General features: G+C 68.4%; 16 protein-coding genes. 8 read left to right on the plus strand and 8 right to left on the minus strand.

The annotated features are described in order from the left end of the window. Positions 1-58: 58 nt before the first annotated feature. Positions 59-583, minus strand: coding sequence for an FxsA family protein (locus tag A5787_RS19085; protein ID WP_066969801.1), 525 nt, complete (start codon positions 581-583; stop codon positions 59-61). Between the two features lie 73 nt (positions 584-656). Between A5787_RS19085 and A5787_RS19090 the strand changes: the two genes are divergently transcribed. Both A5787_RS19090 and A5787_RS19095 read left to right on the plus strand, forming a co-directional pair. Next, a complete protein-coding gene (locus A5787_RS19090; protein ID WP_066969803.1) occupies positions 657-1364 on the plus strand; it encodes a dienelactone hydrolase family protein in 708 nt (235 codons plus the stop codon). 18 nt (positions 1365-1382) lie between these two features. Next, positions 1383-2000, plus strand: a complete 618-nt coding sequence (locus tag A5787_RS19095) for a hypothetical protein (RefSeq protein WP_156764022.1) — start codon at positions 1383-1385, stop codon at positions 1998-2000. Between the two features lie 11 nt (positions 2001-2011). Here A5787_RS19095 and A5787_RS19100 read toward each other — a convergent pair whose 3' ends face one another. Continuing rightward, entirely contained in the window at positions 2012-2866 is an 855-nt protein-coding gene (locus A5787_RS19100; protein ID WP_066969807.1) for a type 1 glutamine amidotransferase domain-containing protein, read from the minus strand. Positions 2867-2871: 5 nt separating this feature from the next. Then, entirely contained in the window at positions 2872-3258 is a 387-nt protein-coding gene (locus A5787_RS19105) for a PPOX class F420-dependent oxidoreductase (protein ID WP_066969808.1), read from the minus strand. Between the two features lie 129 nt (positions 3259-3387). On the opposite strand from A5787_RS19105, the gene A5787_RS19110 reads away from it, so the two are divergent. From A5787_RS19110 to A5787_RS19125, 4 genes are read left to right on the plus strand one after another with little or no spacing between them, the layout of a single operon-like run. Next, positions 3388-4611, plus strand: coding sequence for a hypothetical protein (locus A5787_RS19110; RefSeq protein WP_197507273.1), 1224 nt, complete (start codon positions 3388-3390; stop codon positions 4609-4611). Beyond that, positions 4608-5753 (plus strand): sulfotransferase, encoded by a 1146-nt coding sequence (locus A5787_RS19115; RefSeq protein WP_066969812.1) that lies wholly within the window; start codon positions 4608-4610, stop codon positions 5751-5753. Before A5787_RS19110 ends, A5787_RS19115 begins: the two co-directional genes overlap by 4 nt. A 4-nt stretch (positions 5754-5757) precedes the next feature. Beyond that, complete coding sequence (locus A5787_RS19120) at positions 5758-6396, plus strand: TetR/AcrR family transcriptional regulator (RefSeq protein WP_369829143.1); 639 nt, start codon at positions 5758-5760, stop codon at positions 6394-6396. A gap of 32 nt (positions 6397-6428) precedes the next feature. Continuing rightward, the gene (locus A5787_RS19125) at positions 6429-7232 is read left to right on the plus strand and encodes an SDR family NAD(P)-dependent oxidoreductase (protein WP_066969817.1); all 804 of its coding nucleotides are present in this window, start codon (positions 6429-6431) and stop codon (positions 7230-7232) included. On the opposite strand, the gene A5787_RS19130 is transcribed toward A5787_RS19125, so the two are convergent. Beyond that, the gene (locus A5787_RS19130) at positions 7225-7791 is read right to left on the minus strand and encodes a TetR/AcrR family transcriptional regulator (RefSeq protein WP_066969819.1); all 567 of its coding nucleotides are present in this window, start codon (positions 7789-7791) and stop codon (positions 7225-7227) included. The genes A5787_RS19125 and A5787_RS19130 overlap by 8 nt on opposite strands. 114 nt (positions 7792-7905) lie before the next feature. Between A5787_RS19130 and A5787_RS19135 the strand changes: the two genes are divergently transcribed. Beyond that, complete coding sequence (locus tag A5787_RS19135; protein ID WP_066969821.1) at positions 7906-8367, plus strand: nitroreductase/quinone reductase family protein; 462 nt, start codon at positions 7906-7908, stop codon at positions 8365-8367. 78 nt (positions 8368-8445) lie between these two features. Here the strand turns inward: A5787_RS19135 and cobN are convergent, their stop codons facing one another. Further along, a complete protein-coding gene (cobN, locus tag A5787_RS19140) occupies positions 8446-12021 on the minus strand; it encodes a cobaltochelatase subunit CobN (RefSeq protein ID WP_066969823.1) in 3576 nt (1191 codons plus the stop codon). A 3-nt stretch (positions 12022-12024) separates the two neighbouring features. Beyond that, positions 12025-12699 (minus strand): S9 family peptidase, encoded by a 675-nt coding sequence (locus A5787_RS19145; RefSeq protein WP_066969891.1) that lies wholly within the window; start codon positions 12697-12699, stop codon positions 12025-12027. A gap of 110 nt (positions 12700-12809) precedes the next feature. Here A5787_RS19145 and A5787_RS19150 point away from each other — a divergent pair, with 110 nt between their 5' ends. Beyond that, positions 12810-13631 (plus strand): SDR family oxidoreductase, encoded by an 822-nt coding sequence (locus A5787_RS19150; protein ID WP_231994064.1) that lies wholly within the window; start codon positions 12810-12812, stop codon positions 13629-13631. A 3-nt stretch (positions 13632-13634) separates the two neighbouring features. Here the strand turns inward: A5787_RS19150 and A5787_RS19155 are convergent, their stop codons facing one another. Together A5787_RS19155 and A5787_RS19160 are read right to left on the minus strand one after the other, a co-directional pair. Next, the gene (locus tag A5787_RS19155) at positions 13635-15092 is read right to left on the minus strand and encodes an NAD(P)/FAD-dependent oxidoreductase (protein ID WP_066969831.1); all 1458 of its coding nucleotides are present in this window, start codon (positions 15090-15092) and stop codon (positions 13635-13637) included. A 74-nt stretch (positions 15093-15166) separates the two neighbouring features. After that, a complete protein-coding gene (locus tag A5787_RS19160) occupies positions 15167-16948 on the minus strand; it encodes a nuclear transport factor 2 family protein (RefSeq protein WP_066969833.1) in 1782 nt (593 codons plus the stop codon). Between the last annotated feature and the right edge of the window lie 56 nt (positions 16949-17004).

Genomic DNA, 17004 nt, shown 5'->3' on the forward strand with positions numbered 1-17004 from the left:
GGCGGACGATCAGCAGATGGCACAGGCCAAAACTACGTGCGGCGACCGCCGTTTGCGGTCAATCCCACCCCGGGTGTCCGGGGAATCCCCCGCGCATCTCGGTCGGCAGGGCGGGCGCCCGGAACTCCCGCACGTCGACGACCTCGCCGTCGATGTAGTCGGCGGGGCCGTCGCCGGGATAGCCCCGGCGGCCGTCGGTGCCGAACAGCCTCGCGTCGGTGATCAGCGGCATCCGCCGCCGCAACCCGCGCACCCCGAGCGCGGCCAGGCCGGGGCGCGCGAGCTTGCGGATCGGCGGAACCAGCAGCAACAGCCCCAACGCCGTGGTCACCAGCCCCGGGACCAGGATCAGGACGGCGGCCAGCGTGACCATCGTCCCGTCGCTCAGCGCGCTGGGGTCCGAGCGCAGCTGCCGGAGCTGGCGGACGAGTTGCGATCCCGCCATCGGCGCCAGCACACCCCACGCGAGCAGGGAGGTGGCTAGCAACGCCAGCAGAGTCCAGCCCCATCCGACCGTCGAGACCAGGGCGATGACCACCGCCAGCTCGACGACCGCGTAAATCAACAACAGCCGGGACAACATGTCACGGCAACGTCTGCGGGCGGTCCCGGAGTTCCCCTGGTGGCGTCCGTCCCGGCTGCAGTTAGATGACGCTATGACAACGATTGAGATCGACACCCCCGACGGACCGATCGATGCGCTGCTGGACGTTCCGCAGGGACAAGGCCCGTGGCCGGGCGTCGTGGTGATCCACGACGCGTTCGGCTACGGCCGGGACAAGCAGGCGACCAACGCGCGCATCGCCCGGGGCGGGTACGTGGCCATCACTCCGAACATGTACGCCCGCGGTGGCCGCATCCGCTGCATCACCCGGGTCATGCGGGAGATGCAGGCGCAGCGGGGCCGCGCCCTGGACGACATCCTGGCGGCGCGCGATTACCTCAAGGCGCTGCCCGAGTGCTCGGGGCAGGTCGGCATCGCGGGCTTCTGCATGGGCGGCCATTTCGCCCTCGTCATGTCGCCCAAGGGTTTTGGTGCCTCGGCGCCGTTCTACGGAACTCCCCTGCCGCGCAACCTCGACAAGACCCTGGACGGCGCATGCCCGATCGTCGCGAGCTTCGGCGGCCGCGACCCGCTGGGGCGCGGAGCGCCGGAGAAATTCCGAGCGGCGACCGAGGCCAAGCAGATCACCACCGACACCAAGGTCTACCCCGGCGTCGGGCACAGTTTCGCCAATACCCTTCCCGCCCAACCGCTGCTTCGCATCACGGGTTTCGGCTACGACGAGGCCGCCACCGACGACGCATGGAACCGCGTCTTCGCGTTCTTCGGCGAGCATCTGGCGGCCGGGGCGACGACGTAGCGCCTTTAAGGTACGACGATGCGCGGGTTGGCGATTCGGCGACGCGCCCTATGGGTGGGCCTCGGCGCGGCGCTGCTTGTGCTTGCCGTCCTGATCGGCCTCGGACGCTTCGCCCTCTGGAACCGAGACGCCCGTGCGCCCACCCAGGGCGCCGCGAGAACGGTTGCGTCCCAGGCTGGTTCGGCTAAGAACTTCAGCCCGTCCGAGCAACAGATCCTGGGGTTACTGCCGCCGGGCTACACCGCCGCAGCGTGCGCGCGGGCCACCGACCCGTTCCCGACCGCCGTCGCCAGCCTGGACTGCAGCCAAAGCGCCGACTCGGGCACCCCGACGTACGCGCGGTTCACCCTCTACGACGACCTGGACGCGCTGACCGGCGATTTCCAGACGACCGCCAGCGGCATGCTGGTCTCAGCGTGCCCGGCCGACAACACCTTCCCGTTGCCCGGCACCTGGAGCTATGGGTCCAACCCCAGCCAGATCGGCGGCAAGGTGGTCTGCGGCAGCGTCGCGGACCGCGCCAACATCGCCTGGACCCGCGACGCCCAGCTGCTGTTGGCCACCGTCAACGGCGGGCCCAACCTCGACAGCCTGTACCAGTGGTGGCAACGCTACGGGATCCTGACCCAGCACTGAAAAACCGCTGGTTACTTCAGCTTTCGCGATACGACGGTCGCGAACGTGTGCGTGTCGCCTGGCCAGCGCGCCGACACGTAGCTGCCGTCGTCGACGACGAATGCGGGGCGCGAGTCGGCGGCGGTATCACGCACCATCCCCGATGACTTGAGCCACCGGTGCGGCGAGCCGCGCTCCACGTCGCAGAAATCGGCCGGATCCGCAAGGGCGCGAGTGACTTCCGACTGCACGGACATGTACCCACCGGGCTGGCCGGGCTCCTCGGTATAGGTCCGGTAGTAGTTGCGATCCCAGAATCGGGTGAGGCGGGTGAGATTCCAGGCGGTGCGCTCCATCGCCCAGGTCAACGCCGTGGTCTTGCGCCCGTAGAGCACCGAGCGACCGGTGGCGGGATCGACGCTGCGCGCGGCGAGCAGCACGCCGTGACAGATCGCGGCCACGACCAGCCCGCGGGCGAAGGCGTCCACGACGAGCCGCTGCAGTGTGTCGCTGTCGACGTAGCCCCGCATTCCGCGGGCGCGGTGGCCGCCCGGCAGCAGCAGCGCGTCGATGCCGTCGAGCCCGGCCCGCGACCAGCTGGCCGGATGCCGGTATTCGGCCGATGCCGCCATGTCCCGGTACGCGCCGCGGCCGTCCTTGTTGGCCCGCAGCGCCAGCCCGACGAGCGGCACGGCGCCCACCACGGGCAGCCTCGACCAGACGTCCAGGCCGCGACCGGTCACCATGATGTCGTCGGCGACGCCGGGGGTGCCGCTTTCGGTGGCGAAGACCACCCGATGCCCGTTCCGGGTGAGCACGCGCCAGCTGACGGCGACCTCGGTCGGGTCGAAGTCGCGATCCGGAATCGGGATCAGTACGGTGCCCATTTGTTCTAGCTTGCGGCCACTTTCAGCTCGAGGCCGACGTTGTTCTGCATGCCCCCGCGCAGCTTGCTGGCGAAGTTGAAGACCTTGCCCACGATGCCGTACCGCTTGCCGATCGCGTCGTAGACGGCGGCGGTTTCCGACGTGTCGAGGATGCCCGCGGTGCCCTCGACGGCCTCGCTGGTCGGGCGGCCGCGCATGGTGCAGGTGGCCAGCGTCACTCGCGGCGTGTTGCGGATCCGCTTGACCTTCCACGATTTTGCTTCGGTGATCACGAGCAGCCGGTCGCCGTCGGCCGCGGCCCAGATGGGAACCGGCTTCGGCTTTCCGTCTTTGGTGAAGGTGGTCAGCAGGATGTACTGCGACTTGGCGAGGTCGGCGAAGGTGGGTGTCACGGTGTCAACCTACCGCTGAGCGGATGCGGCGTTGACATTCGCGTCCATGGGCTGCGATAGTCAGCGGGCGTTAAACGTAAACCCAGTTTTCATTTAAGGGCTCCGTAGCAACGACCGAAACGGGGATATGTGAGCGACCCGAGGAAGCCGATGGCGTGGTTGCCGTTTTCGATTGCCGAAGCTGCGCTGTCCGGTGACCCCGGCGACATCGACCTGGCACAGGCGTGGTCACACCTGCTAGAGAGGCTCCGCGAGGCCGCGCGGGTCGTGGAATCCGAGTCGGCGAGTCGAAATCGAATCGACCTCGCCGCCGGATTCCGGCATCTGCTGGTACTGCTCACCGCTGGTATCGATGAGGTGCTGCGGTTCGACCGGGATCCGATCCTGGCCGTGCAACGCACCAGCACCGACGACGTCGTGACCTGGGGGATGGAGTGTCCGGACTGCATTTACGCGCGTGCGGTGCTGCGCGGCGGCCACAGTTACCGACTGTTCGGCAATCGCGGCACCGCCCGCTACGTCGGGCTGCAGACGATGAACGGCATCGCGGCAACGGCGAACGCACTGGTCGACGAACTCGAAATCGATGCCGACGGAAACTTCGAGGTGGTGCTGTCAGCCACTGAGCAGGCGGGCAATTGGATGCGTATCGACGGCGAGCATCCCACGCTGACGGTGCGGCACTTCTTCTACGACTGGGACACCGAGGTGGCGTCGTCGCTGCGCATCGCGCGGCTCGGCCACGCGGCGGAGGCCACCGGCCGGCAGGTCGATACGGACCGGGCGGTGACGAGGCAACTGGTCGCCCTCGGCGACTTCGTCGAGGAAAACCTGGCGTTCTTCTTGCAGTTCGGTGCGGCGGCCCCGACGAACGGGTTCCTGCCACCCGTCGATCGCACCGATATCGGAGCCGCCGCGGAGAACAGGCCGGTGATCGGCCGGTGGGAGCTGAACCCCGGCGAGGCGCTCATCGTCGAAGTGGAACCGCCGGAAGGGATCTACTGGAGCTACTCCATCGGCAACCCGTGGTGGGAAACCATCCACTACGGCCGCCACCAATCCAGCCTGAACGCCCATCAGGCGGCGGTGGATTCCGATGGCCTCGTGCGCGTGGTGTTGTGCGCGGAGGATCCCGGGGTCGCGAATTGGCTCGACACCGCCGGCCACAGCAACGGTCCCATCATCCTGCGCTGTGTGCGCACCACAACGGCGCCGACGCCGACGACGCGAGTCGTGCCCGTCGCCGAAGTTGTGGCGCAATTGCCCTCGGACACAACGTTGGTCACCCCCGACGAGCGGAAATCCATCCTCGCGGCCCGCCGCCGCGCCGTGCGTGAAAGGTTCGGACGATGACCTTCGACGCTGACGAGCTCGAGGAAGGTGCCTGCGCCGCAACCGGTCTCGATGACTTCGGTTCGCCCTACTACCGCGAGGGCCTCGAACGCATCGTCGAAGCCCTGAACACCGAGGCCGACCTCAACGACACGGGCCGGGTCATCCAGCACGCCACCGTCAGCAACGCCCTGATCCAGCGCCTCAAGGTCGAAGAGGCCTACGCTCGGCACCCCGAGATCGACGACCAAGTGGTCGGCGGACCCGTCTTCGTCATCGGGTTACCCCGGACCGGGACCACCGCGCTCAGCCAACTGGTGGCGGCCGACCCCCAGTTCCGGTCGTTGCGCATGTGGGAGTCCCAGGCACCGACCCCGCCGCCGGAGTCGGCCACCGAGCACAGCGACCCGCGAATCGCGCAGGCCGAGGCCGGCCTGAAGATGCTCGACGACATGTTTCCACTGATGAAAACGCTGTACAACTCCGAGCCCACGGCACCGACCGAATGCCAGGACTTGATGGGAATGAGCTTTCGCACCTTCCACTTCGACGGCGCCGTCCGCGCTCCCCGGTATCTGGCGTGGCTGATGGATTGCGACATGCGCGGGACGTACACGTTTCACCGGCGGGTGCTCAAGCTCTTGCAATGGCACTGCCCACCGGTTCTGTGGCACCTCAAGACGCCCGTGCACATGTTCGCCCTCGACGCGCTCGTCGAGGCCTACCCGAACGCCAAATTCTTGTGGAGCCACCGCGATCCAGCCATGGTGATGGGCTCGGTGTGCAGCCTCATCCAGTACGTGCGCAGTTGGAGCAGCGACCGTAACGACGCCAGGGAGCTTGGCGCCGAGCAACTCGACAGCTGGGTCGAAGGTGTGCGGCGGGCAATGGATTTCCGTCACCGCATGGGCGATGACCGATTCGCCGACGTCTCCTTCGCCGACTTGCAGACTGATCCGGTACGCACCCTGCAAACCAGTTACGAGTCTTTGGGTTTGACCTTCACCGACGCCACGTTGGATGCGGTCAGACGATGGGCGCAAGGACACCGACCGGGCTCGCGCGGCACCCACGACTATGAGCTGGCCGACTACGGCCTGACCCCCGAGGGTGTTCGTGAGCGGTTTGCGGACTACCTCGCCGCCTACGATGCGACGGCCTGACCCCGTGAGCACCCCTCGCACGCGCCGACGCGACAAACTTCCTCCAGACCCGACGGTGCGCCGCGAGATTCTGGCCGCCGCGTCGACGGCGGTGCGGGAGCAGGGAGTCCGCGGCCTCAGCATCGCCGCGGTTCTCGAACGCGCGTCTTTGGGCACCCGCGCGTTCTATCGGCATTTCGAGTCCAAGGACGCACTCGTGGCCGCGCTCTTTCTCGAAATGGCGCGGGTCGAGGAACGGCGACTGCGCCGGCGAATGGCTGCCGCCACCACGGAGATCGGCGCGGTGGCGGCGTGGATCGACGGACGACTCGACCTGGCGTTCGACGACCACATCAAATCCGACTTGCGCCGGGTGTCGATGGAGGCCCAATCCCAGATGTTCGCCTCCCCCGAACTCGTTCAGCCGGCCTACGAGCAGTTGCTCAAGCCGCTGGGCGAAGCGCTTGAACGCGGCCTGCAGCGCGCGGTATTCCGTCACATCGATCCGGTGACCGACGCGCAGGCCATCCACGCCGTGGTGTGGGCGGCCATCGAACGGCAATGGGCGACCGGCGATTGTGACCGCGACAGCGTCCGCCAACGCGCGCTCCGTTTCTGCTTGGGCGGCCTGGGCGTGACGGCAAAAGCGATCGCCCAGGTTTAGCCAACCGCACCACAAACCGGAGGGAGACACGAATGGACCTGGGCTTCGCGGGATCGACCGCCGTGGTCACGGGCGGCAGCAAGGGTATGGGGCTGGCTATCGCCGAAACCCTTGCGGCCGAGGGAGCCAGCGTGGCGGTGATGGCCCGAGGCCAAGGAGCGCTGGATGCCGCTGTCACCTCACTGCGCGAGGCGGGGGCCCCGGATGCTGTGGGCATCAGCGTGGACATGGCCGATGCCGCGTCCATCGCGGATGGCTTCGCCGCGATCGCCGAGCGTTGGGGCGGACTCAATAGTCTCGTCCACACGATAGGACCGGGTGACGGGTATTTCGAGCAGCTGGACGACGCGCAATGGAGCGACGCCTTTGCGCTCGGCACGATGTCCGCCGTGCGATCGATCCGCTCCGCCCTGCCGTTGCTGCGTTCGGCGGATTGGGCGCGCATCGTGACGCTGTCGGCGCACTCGATCCAGCGGCAGAACCCGCGCATCGTCGCGTACACGGCCTCGAAGGCGGCCTTGGCCAGCATCACCAAGAACTTGTCCAAAAGCCTTGCCAAAGACGGCATCCTGGTCAATTGCGTGTGTCCCGGGACCATCGTCACTGCCAGCTTCACCGAGGTACTCAAAGACATCCTCGCCGCCGACGGCCTCGACGCCACCAACCCGGTGGACGTCATGACCTGGATCGACAACAACTTTCACCAGCCCTGCGACCTGGGTCGCGCCGGACTTCCCCAAGAGGTCGCGTCGATTACCGCCTATCTGGCGTCGCGGCGGAACGGTTACGTCACGGGCGCCACCGTCAACGTCGACGGCGGGTCGGACTTCATCTGACAGGCTTAACCGACGGAAATTGGGCGGAGAGCACCCGCCTTACCCGTCGCAGTGGGGTCGGCGACCGTTGCGCCACGGACAGGATGACCGCGCCCTCCACCGCGGCAACCGCGGTGGTGGCCAGATCGGCGGCCGCCGATCGCTCGACGCCGGCTTCGCGGAGGAGCTGGGCCAGCAGGCCCTCCCATGTGCTGAAAGCCGCGGCCGCGGAGTCGGCGGCGCCGGGCGCCTCCGCGCGGCCCAGCGTCGCCGCGACGATCGGGCAGCCCGCCGAGTAGTCACTGTCGGCCAGCATCGCTTCCCACCTCTGCAGGAAGGCCGCCACCGCGCGCGCCGGATCGGCGTCTTGGACGCTGGCCTCGAGGACGGCGGTGAGCTCGGCGCCGGCGGCGTCGGTGGCCGCCTGCACGAGTTCTGGTTTGCCGCCCGGGAAGTTCAGATAGAGCGTGCGGCGCGCCAGGCCGGAGTGGTCGAGCAGCGCCGACACGCTCGCGCCGGCGACCCCGGCGGTACGAACCAGCGCAATTGCGCTGGTAATCAAGCGCTCCCGTGCAGACATCGACCGTCCTCACACTCCCGTTCAGCACCCACTTGCGGTAGACCGATTATTCTACTAGATTGGCCTCGAACTGGTAGACCGATCGATCTACCTCGACAGGACCGGAGGCTTGCGATGTCGAGCGACGCGGCTGACCCCAGCACCACCCGGCAGGCCGTCCGGAAGTTCCGCAGGGAGCGCCTGATCGGTCGCTACCTCGCCAATCCCGCCGTGGCTTTGCTCGGTCGCCTCGGCATCCGGACGACGTTCGCGACCGAACTCGAAACGACCGGACGGAAATCCGGGGCCCGTCGCCGCGTTCCGGTTTCGGCCAACTTCGACGATGAAGGCGCCTGGGTGATTTCCCAGCACGGGCGACGCTCCGGGTGGGCCCTGAACATCGCGGACGACCCTAAAGTGCTCATCCGCCAACGGAACCGGTGGCGTTCCGGCATCGCCCGGTTCGAACCCGATGACGATCCGGCGAAGCGGGCCAGCACCTTCGCGACATCGCGGCTGCTGTCACCGGTCGTCGCCGCAACTTTCCGCGCCCTGCAGTCCGACCCGATCAGCGTCCGGATCGACTTCACGGACTGACACCGGCGAGCAGACACAGAATCGCACGAGAATAGTCTTGTTTATGCGATTCTGCGTCTGCTCGCCAACTTACGGCGGTCAGCCTTCCAGCTCGCCCTCGGTCTCGAGCAGCGCCTGACGCAGGCGAGAGAGCGTTTCCGGTTGCGGCTGCGCCCACATGCCGCGGCCCGCGGCCTCGAGCAGCCGTTCGGCCATGCCGTGCAGCGCCCACGGGTTGGATTCCGCCATGAATTTGCGGTTCTCGGCGTCCAGCACGTAGCTCTCGGTCAGTTGCTCATACATCCAGTCGGCCATCACCCCCGCGGTGGCGTCGTAGCCGAACAGGTAGTCCACCGTCGCCGCCATCTCGAACGCGCCCTTGTAGCCGTGCCGGCGCATCGCCGCCATCCAGCGCGGGTTGACCACGCGGGCGCGGAACACCCGGGTGGTCTCCTCCGACAGCGTGCGGGTGCGGATGGCGTCGGGCCGGGTGTTGTCGCCGATGTAGGCGGCGGGCGCCTGACCGGTCAGCGCGCGCACCGTGGCGACCATCCCACCGTGGTACTGGAAGTAGTCGTCGGAGTCGGCGATGTCGTGCTCGCGGGTGTCGGTGTTCTTGGCGGCCACCGCAATCCGCCGGTACTGGCGGTTCATGTCGTCGACGGCCTCGCGCCCGTCCAGGTCACGCCCGTAGGCGAATCCGCCCCAGGCGGTGTACACCTGCGCGAGGTCGGCGTCGTCACGCCAATTGCGGCTGTCGATCAGTTGCAGCAGCCCGGCGCCGTAGGTTCCCGGCTTGGACCCGAAGATCCTCGTGGTGGAGCGGCGCTGGTCGCCGTGCTGGGCCAGGTCGGCCTGGGCGTGCGCGCGCACGTAGTTGTCGTCGGCGGGTTCGTCGAGGTCGGCGACCAGTCGCACCGCGTCGTCGAGCATGGTGACGACGTGCGGGAAGGCGTCCCGGAAGAACCCCGAGATCCGCACCGTCACGTCGATGCGCGGGCGCCCGAGCTCGGGCAGCGGAATCGGCGTCAGGCCGACGACGCGCCGCGACGCATCGTCCCAGACCGGCCGGACGCCCAGCAGCGCAAGGACTTCGGCGATGTCGTCGCCGGCGGTGCGCATCGCCGAGGTGCCCCACACCGACAGGCCCACCGATTGCGGCCATTGCCCGTGGTCGGTTCGGTACCGGGTCAACAGCGAATCCGCGAGGGCCACACCGGCTTCCCAGGCCAGCCGGGACGGGACGGCCTTGGGGTCGACGGAGTAGAAGTTGCGCCCGGTGGGCAGGACGTTGACCAGGCCGCGCAGCGGTGACCCCGACGGGCCCGCGGGGATGAACCGCCCATCCAGCGCCCGCAGCACCTGGTCGATTTCGGCGGCGGTCCCGGCCAGCCGGGGCACCACCTCGGTGGCCGCGAACCGCAGCACCGCGGCCACGTCGGCGTCGTCGGTGAGCCCATCGGCGGCGCCGGGATCCCAGCCGGTGGCCTGCAGCGCCCCGACCAATTCCCGGGCCGCGGCCTCGGCGCGGTCGACCGACGACCGTTCGTCGGTGCCGTCCTCGGCCAGACCCAAGGCCTGCCGCAGTCCGGGGAGGGCGAGCTCGCCGCCGAACAGCTGCCGCGCCCGCAGGATGGCCAGCACGAGATCGAGTTCGGGCCCGCCCGTTGGCTTTTGCCCGAGGATATGCAGCCCGTCGCGGATCTGCACGTCCTTGATCTCGCAGAGCCACCCGTCGACGTGCAGGATCATGTCGTCGAACGCGTCCTCGGCGGGCCGTTCGGTCAGCCCGAGGTCGTGGTCCATCTTGGCGGCGCGGATCAGCGTCCAGATCTGCTGACGGATGGCGGGCAGCTTGCCGGGATCCAGTGCGGCCACGTTCGCGTGCTCGTCGAGCAGCTGCTCCAAACGCGCGATGTCGCCGTAGGTTTCGGCGCGCGCCATCGGCGGGATGAGGTGGTCCACGAGCACGGCGTGCGCGCGCCGCTTGGCCTGGGTGCCCTCGCCGGGGTCGTTGACCAGGAACGGGTAGATCAGGGGCAGGTTGCCCAGCGCGGCGTCGGGCCCGCAGGCCGCCGACATGCCCAACGTCTTGCCGGGGAGCCATTCGAGGTTGCCGTGCTTACCGAGGTGGACGACCGCGTCGGCGTGAAACCCGGCATCCAGCCAGTGGTAGGCGGCCAGGTAGTGGTGGCTGGGCGGCAGGTCCGGGTCGTGGTAGATGGCGACCGGGTTCTCCCCGAAGCCGCGTGGCGGCTGCACCATCAGGACCAGGTTGCCCGCTTGCATTGCGGCGATGACGATTTCACCGTCGGGGTCGCGGCTGCGGTCGACGAACAACTCGCCGGGCGGCGGGCCCCAATGCGTCTGCACGGCGCTGGTGAGTTCGGCGGGCAGGGTCGCGAACCAGGCCCGGTAGTCCTTGGCGGACACCCGGACCGGGTTGCCGGCCAGCTGGCCGTCGGTGAGCCAGTCGGGGTCTTGGCCGCCGCGTTCGATGAGCGCGTGGATCAGGGCGTCGCCGTCGCCGGCCTCGACACCGGGCAGGTCGCCAACCTGATAGCCGCGTTCGCGCATCGCGCGCAGCAGCGCGACCGCGCTGGCCGGCGTGTCCAGTCCGACGGCGTTGCCGATGCGGGCGTGCTTGGTGGGATACGCCGAAAAGACGAGTGCCACCCGCTTGTCGGAGGGCGCGACGTGGCGCAGCCGCGCGTGCCGGAGCGCCAGGCCCGCGACGCGCGCGCAGCGTTCCGGGTCGGCCACGTAGGAGATCAGCCCGTCGTCGTCAATCTCCTTGAACGAGAACGGGACCGTGATGATGCGGCCGTCGAACTCGGGCACCGCCACCTGGCTGGCCACGTCGAGCGGGCTAACGCCGTCGTCGTTGTCGCGCCATTGATCGCGGGCGCTGGTCAGGCACAGGCCCTGCAGGATCGGGATATCCAGGGCCGCAAGGTGTTCGACGTTCCAGGTGTCATCCTGACCGCCGGCCGCCACCGTCGAGGGCCGCAGCCCCCCGGCGGCCAGCACGGTGACGACCATGGCGTCGGCGTCGCCGAGTCGGTGCAGCAGTTCGGGTTCGGCCGTGCGCAGCGAGGCGCAGTAGACCGGCAGCGCGCGCCCGCCGGCGTCTTCGATCGCCTGGCACAGCGACTCGATGTAGGCGGTGTTGCCGGCCAGCTGCTGGGCGCGGTAGTAGAGCACCGCGATGGTGGGGCCGTCGGTGTGCTTGGTACCCGGCCGGTCCAGCTCACCCCAGGTCGGGGTCACCTCCGGCGGGGCGAACCCGAAGCCGGTCATCAGGACCGTGTCGGAGAGGAAGGCGTGCAGCTGACCCAGGTTGTCCACGCCGCCGTGGGCCAGGTAGATGTGCGCCTGCACCGCGATGCCGGCGGCCAGGGTGGACAGGCCGGTCAGTTCGGCGTCGGCGGCCTGTTCGCCGCTGACCAGCACCGTCGGGACGCCGCTGGCGATCACGGTGTCGATGCCGCTCTGCCAGGCGCGGTATCCGCCGAGGATGCGGACCACCACGACCTCCGCACCGGCGAGCAGGTCCGGTAGTTCCTCATCGGACAGGCGGGACGGGTTGGCCCACCGATAGTTCTTGCCGCTGGAACGGGCGCTGATCAGGTCCGTATCGGACGTCGACAGCAGCAGGATGGTCGGCTCAGCCACCCATCATTCGTACCGCAGGGTCGCCGCGATGCGAGCGGCGACCTCGCCGGCCACCTCGAGCCCCCGTCCGCCCCGCGCGGGCTCGTAGCGGTCCGCGACCGGGTCGTAGTCGGCGCCGGCGATCGAGCCGTGCTCGGCGCTCAGCTCCACCAGCTCGACGGGCCAACCGATCCGCAGGAGGTCGGCGGCGAAGGCCCTGCTCGCGGCCACCGGCACGGCGTCGTCGGCGAGGCCGTGCAGCAATGTGAACGGCGCACCGATGCGGTCGGCGGACAGCATGTCGCTCGGCGGCCGACCGGAGATCGGATCGGGGACCATGAAGGCGCCGGCCAGGCAGACCGTATGCGCCAGGGTGAGGTCGAAGCGCGCGGCATCGAGCGTCAGACCCGCGGCGGCGCACCCGCCCAGCGACCACCCGGCGAGCACGAGGGCGGCGTCGGTTGCGAAGTTGCGGGCGAAGTCGAGCGATCGCAACAGGTCAGCGCGTCCGCCGTCGTCGGCGTGCGAATTCCAATCGGGCGCCACCACCGCCGCGCCGCGGTCGGCGAGCATGCCGGCCAGGGGGCGGACGGCGGCGCGGGCGTCGGTCTGCATGCCGTGCCACAGCAAGACCGTGGGCTGGGATGAGTCGCCGAACACGTCGACCGAACGCCCCGGGGCGTATTCCTCCGTCCTCACGGGAACGAGTGTGCCCGGGGTGACGTGGATCCAATCGCGCCGAACGTATACCGGCGCGGAAATTCGCGCGAACATCACCGTGGATGCACGCTTGGCGCAACACTGTGGTGATGAACGTCTCCGGAAAAACAGTGGCCGTCACCGGCGGTGCCCGAGGGATCGGCCTGGCCATCGCCACGGCGCTGCATGGATCGGGCGCCAAAGTCGCCATCGGGGACATCGACGAGGCGGCCGTGCGGGAGGCCGGCACCCGGTTGGGGCTGACCGTGTGCCGCCGATTGGACGTGACGGACCGCGCATCCTTCGCCGGCTTTCTCGACGCCGTCGAGGACGAGCTGGGCCCCCTTGACGTGCTGGTGAACAACGCCGGGGTCATCGCCGCGGGCAGCGCGGTCGACGAGCCCGACGACATCACCCAGCGGGTGCTCGACGTCAACATCGGCGGCGTCATCCTGGGCACCAAGCTGGCCGCGCAACGGATGATGCCGCGCGGGCGCGGTCACATCGTCAACATCGGGTCGATGGGTAGCGTGCTGCCGTGCGCCGGGATCGCCACCTATTGCGCCACCAAGCACGCGGTGCTCGGGTACACCGACTCGGTTCGCATGGAGAACCGTGGCCGCGGCGTCCACTTTTCGACGATCATGCCGACCCTGACCAACACCGAAATGATCGCGGGTGTCGGGCACGCCCGGGGCTTCAGGAACGCCGAGCCGGAAGACGTCGCCCGGGCCGTCGTCGGCGTGATCGCCAAACCGAAACGGCGCGTGGTCGTTCCGCGTTCGATGGGCATCATGGCGTCGGCGCAGCGACTGATGCCGCAAGGCATGGCGGAGGCGATCGGGCGCGCCGTGGGCACGGACCGCGTCTTCACCAGCGACCTGGAAACCGACAAGCGCCAGGATTACGCGCGGCGGACGGGAACGTCCTGACGCTCAGGTGGTACGCACGTCGAAATCGGCGAGCCGGGGTTCGCGCAAGAGCTCACGATGGGTCTCCGGTGCCCACGGGAACAGCTCGGGCAAGCCATCCTTGCCGAGGTACCAACTGCTGCACCCGGTGACCCAAATCGTCTGCGGCATCGCGGCTTTCATGCTCTCGTTGTACTCCTTGGTGGCGGCTTCCGTCGGCGCCGCGGCGCGCACCACGCCGTCGCGCAACTGCTTGATCCACCACATCACGTAGTCGGCCTGGTCCTCGGCGATCGGTACCAGTGACTGGTTGCCGATCGGTGAATGCGGGCCCATTAGCATGAACAGATTCGGGAACCCCGGCACCGCGACGGACCGGTACGCGATCGGGCCGTCCGCCCAGGCCTCGTCCAGGGTGAGGCCGCCCTCCCCGATCACCTCCAATGGGCGCACGTAGGCGCGGGCGTCGAAGCCGGTGGCAAAGACCAGCAGGTCCACTTCGTGCAGGTTGCCGTCGGCGGTGACGATGCCGCGGGGCTCGATGTGGTCGATCGGCTCGGTGACCACCTCGACGCCGGGCTTTTGCACGGAACGGTAGAAATGGCCCGCCATGACCTGCCGCTTGCACATCGGTTGGTAGGTGGGGGTGAGCTTGGCCCGCAGTTCCGGGTCGCGCACCGAAAGCCGCAGGTTCAAGTGACATTCGGCCTGCACCAGTCGGCGCTGCCACCCCGGGCGGATCGGCGCACGGCCCAACACATACCGGACGAAAAATCCCCAGAAGCGATACGGCACACCGTTCAGCGCGGGCCACCGGGCTAGCGCCGCTTGGGTCAGCTTGGAGTAGCGCGGGTTAGGCAGCGGGTAGATCCACTGGGCGGTGCGCTGAAAGATCTTCAATTGCCGCACCTTGCCGCCGAGTTCCGCGGTGATCTGCACGCCGGTCGAGCCGGTGCCGATCAAACCGATCCTCTTGTCCGGCAGCGAAACGGAGTGGTCCCAGCGGGCGGAATGAAATGCCGGTCCGGCGAACGTGTCCCGCCCGGGGATCTCCGGATAGCGAGGCACTCGCAGGACGCCGGTCGCGGTGACGAGGACGTCGAAAGTCTCCTCGCCGTCGGGGGTGGTCAGCCGCCAACGCCCATCGTCGTATCGGGCTGCGGTGACGGCGGTACCGAACCGGATGTGCGAACGGATGCCCCGTTCCTCTGCCACCCGCTGGAAATACGCATGGATCTCCGGGCCCGGCGGCAGCCAGTGCGACCAGCCGGGGTTCGGCCGGAACGAGTAAGAGTAATAGCGCGACGGCACGTCGCAGGTGAGCCCGGGATACGTGTTGTCGCGCCAGGTGCCTCCGACGTCGTCGGCTTTCTCGAAAATGGTGAACGAGTCGATGCCGGCGTCCTGCAGTTTGGCGGCCATGCATATGCCGGACATCCCGGCGCCGATGATCGCGACCTTCAGTGGGCGCTTCGGCGTCATGCAATCACCTGACCTCTCGTTGGCCTGCACGCTACGCCGGTCGGGTCGGCGTAGCGACAGGTTCCAGCCACCGACTACCCGGTCGCTACCCGCTTGCTGCCGAACACGCGTTCCTGCATGGCGGTGTCGCCGAACGAGTGGGCCTTGACGACCTTGCCGTCGCGGAACTCGAACACATCGGCTTCGTCGGCGCTCTCGTCGCCGGCGGTGACTCGGGTGAGGACCATGACGACGTCACCGTCGGCCAGGTAGCGCTGTGTATCGACCTTGGTCGCCTTCTCCGACAGCCGCATGAACAGTTCGGTCAGCTCGTTTTTGCCCCGATACGTCCCGCCAATCATGCTGTCGCCGTTGATGGTCCACTCGGCCGAGTCGCTGAAGACATCCAACGCCGCTTCCAGGTCACCCGCGGTAAATGCCTCGTAGCCCTTCTTCGTCACCTCGATGTTGTCGTTCGACATCTGAATTCCCTTCTCTTCCTTGTGGTTAACTTCGGCCTCGGCTGTCAGGCTGCCGCAGGACCGGCGGCCCCGGGCTCGGGCGACGCGCCGCAGAATCGACGGACGGAACAACCGGCCCGGCGGGTCGACCATCGCCGTGACCCGCATGAACTGCCCGGCGACCACCGGGTCGACCTCGACGGCGGTCAGCACCCGCTCCAGGAAGGCGTTGCTGATGCGCATCGACATCGGCCTGCGCCCTTGCACTTCGGGAAGGGCCAAGTCGGAACCCGCGGCGGTCTGCCAGGCCACCCGGACGGTTTTCGCCGACGAGCGGAAGAAGCGTCGCGGCAGGCCACGATCCCCGCGGAGCAGGCAGTCGCGCAGCACCGTCGCCTCGATCGCGGCGATCGTCATCCCCTGCCCGTAGATGGGATTGAAGCTGCACACCGCGTCACCGACCACCAGCAGGCCATCGGGCGTGCGCCGCATCTTGTCGTAACGCCGCCAGCGGTTCGAGGGCACGCGATGGTGTACCACCCCGCCCAGCGGTTCGGCCGCGCGCAGCGCGTCCAACACGTGTGCAGGCACGAAATCCTCGGCGTATTCGATCATTTCGGCGGTCTCACCCGGCGGCTGCAGCCCGGCCATGGCTCCGACACCGAACATCCAGGTGTCGTTTTCGTTTCTGATCAAGCCGAACATCTTGGGCCGCCCGGGCTCGGGGAAAAGGGCGATCATGTGTTGGCGGATCGCGCCGGGCTCCAGGCGCAGCAGCTGACACGCGTAGGCGAGCTGCACCGTCACCTCGTCCTCCCGCGGACGGCCGTAGCCGAGTTCCTCCAAGAAGACCGGCATCCGAGACCCCCGGCCGGTCGCGTCGACCACGAGGTCGGCGGGAAGCGCCTTGCCCCGCTCCAGGACGCGGTCCACGACCCTGGCCCCGATGACGCGGTCGCGGGTCGGCGTGGTGATCAGGCCGACCACGTCGTGGCATTCGAGGAACGTGATGTTGGGAAACGACTTCACCCGCCGGCGCACGTTCCATTCCAGCAGCGGCCGGCTCGGGAAGAGAACCACGGGCGGATTCGGCGCCCTGCCGGATCGCGGGGTGGTGTGCCCCCCGACCGATATCGACACCTTCGAAAAGTCGCCGTCATCCCAGATGCCGGCGCCATTGGCGGTGAGTTCGTCCACGAATCCGGGGAACAGTTCGTCGAGAACCTGCGTGCCGCGCGCGGCGAGGGCGTGGATCAGCCTGCCCTGCGGAACGCCGCGGCGGTTGATGGGATGGAGGGGCAGGATGTCTCGCTCGATCACCGTGACCCGGTCGTAGAAGTCGGCGAGCACCCGGGCGGCCAACAGGCCGCCCATGCTTGCTCCCAGCACCACCGCATGACCACCGCGCTGTTCCATTCCACGCTCCTGACCTGGACGAAATGGGGCAATCGCAGTGTCCGGCCCGGCGTTGC

It is taken from the genome of Mycobacterium sp. 852002-50816_SCH5313054-b, from assembly GCF_001667185.1.
In the GTDB taxonomy this organism is placed as follows: domain Bacteria; phylum Actinomycetota; class Actinomycetes; order Mycobacteriales; family Mycobacteriaceae; genus Mycobacterium.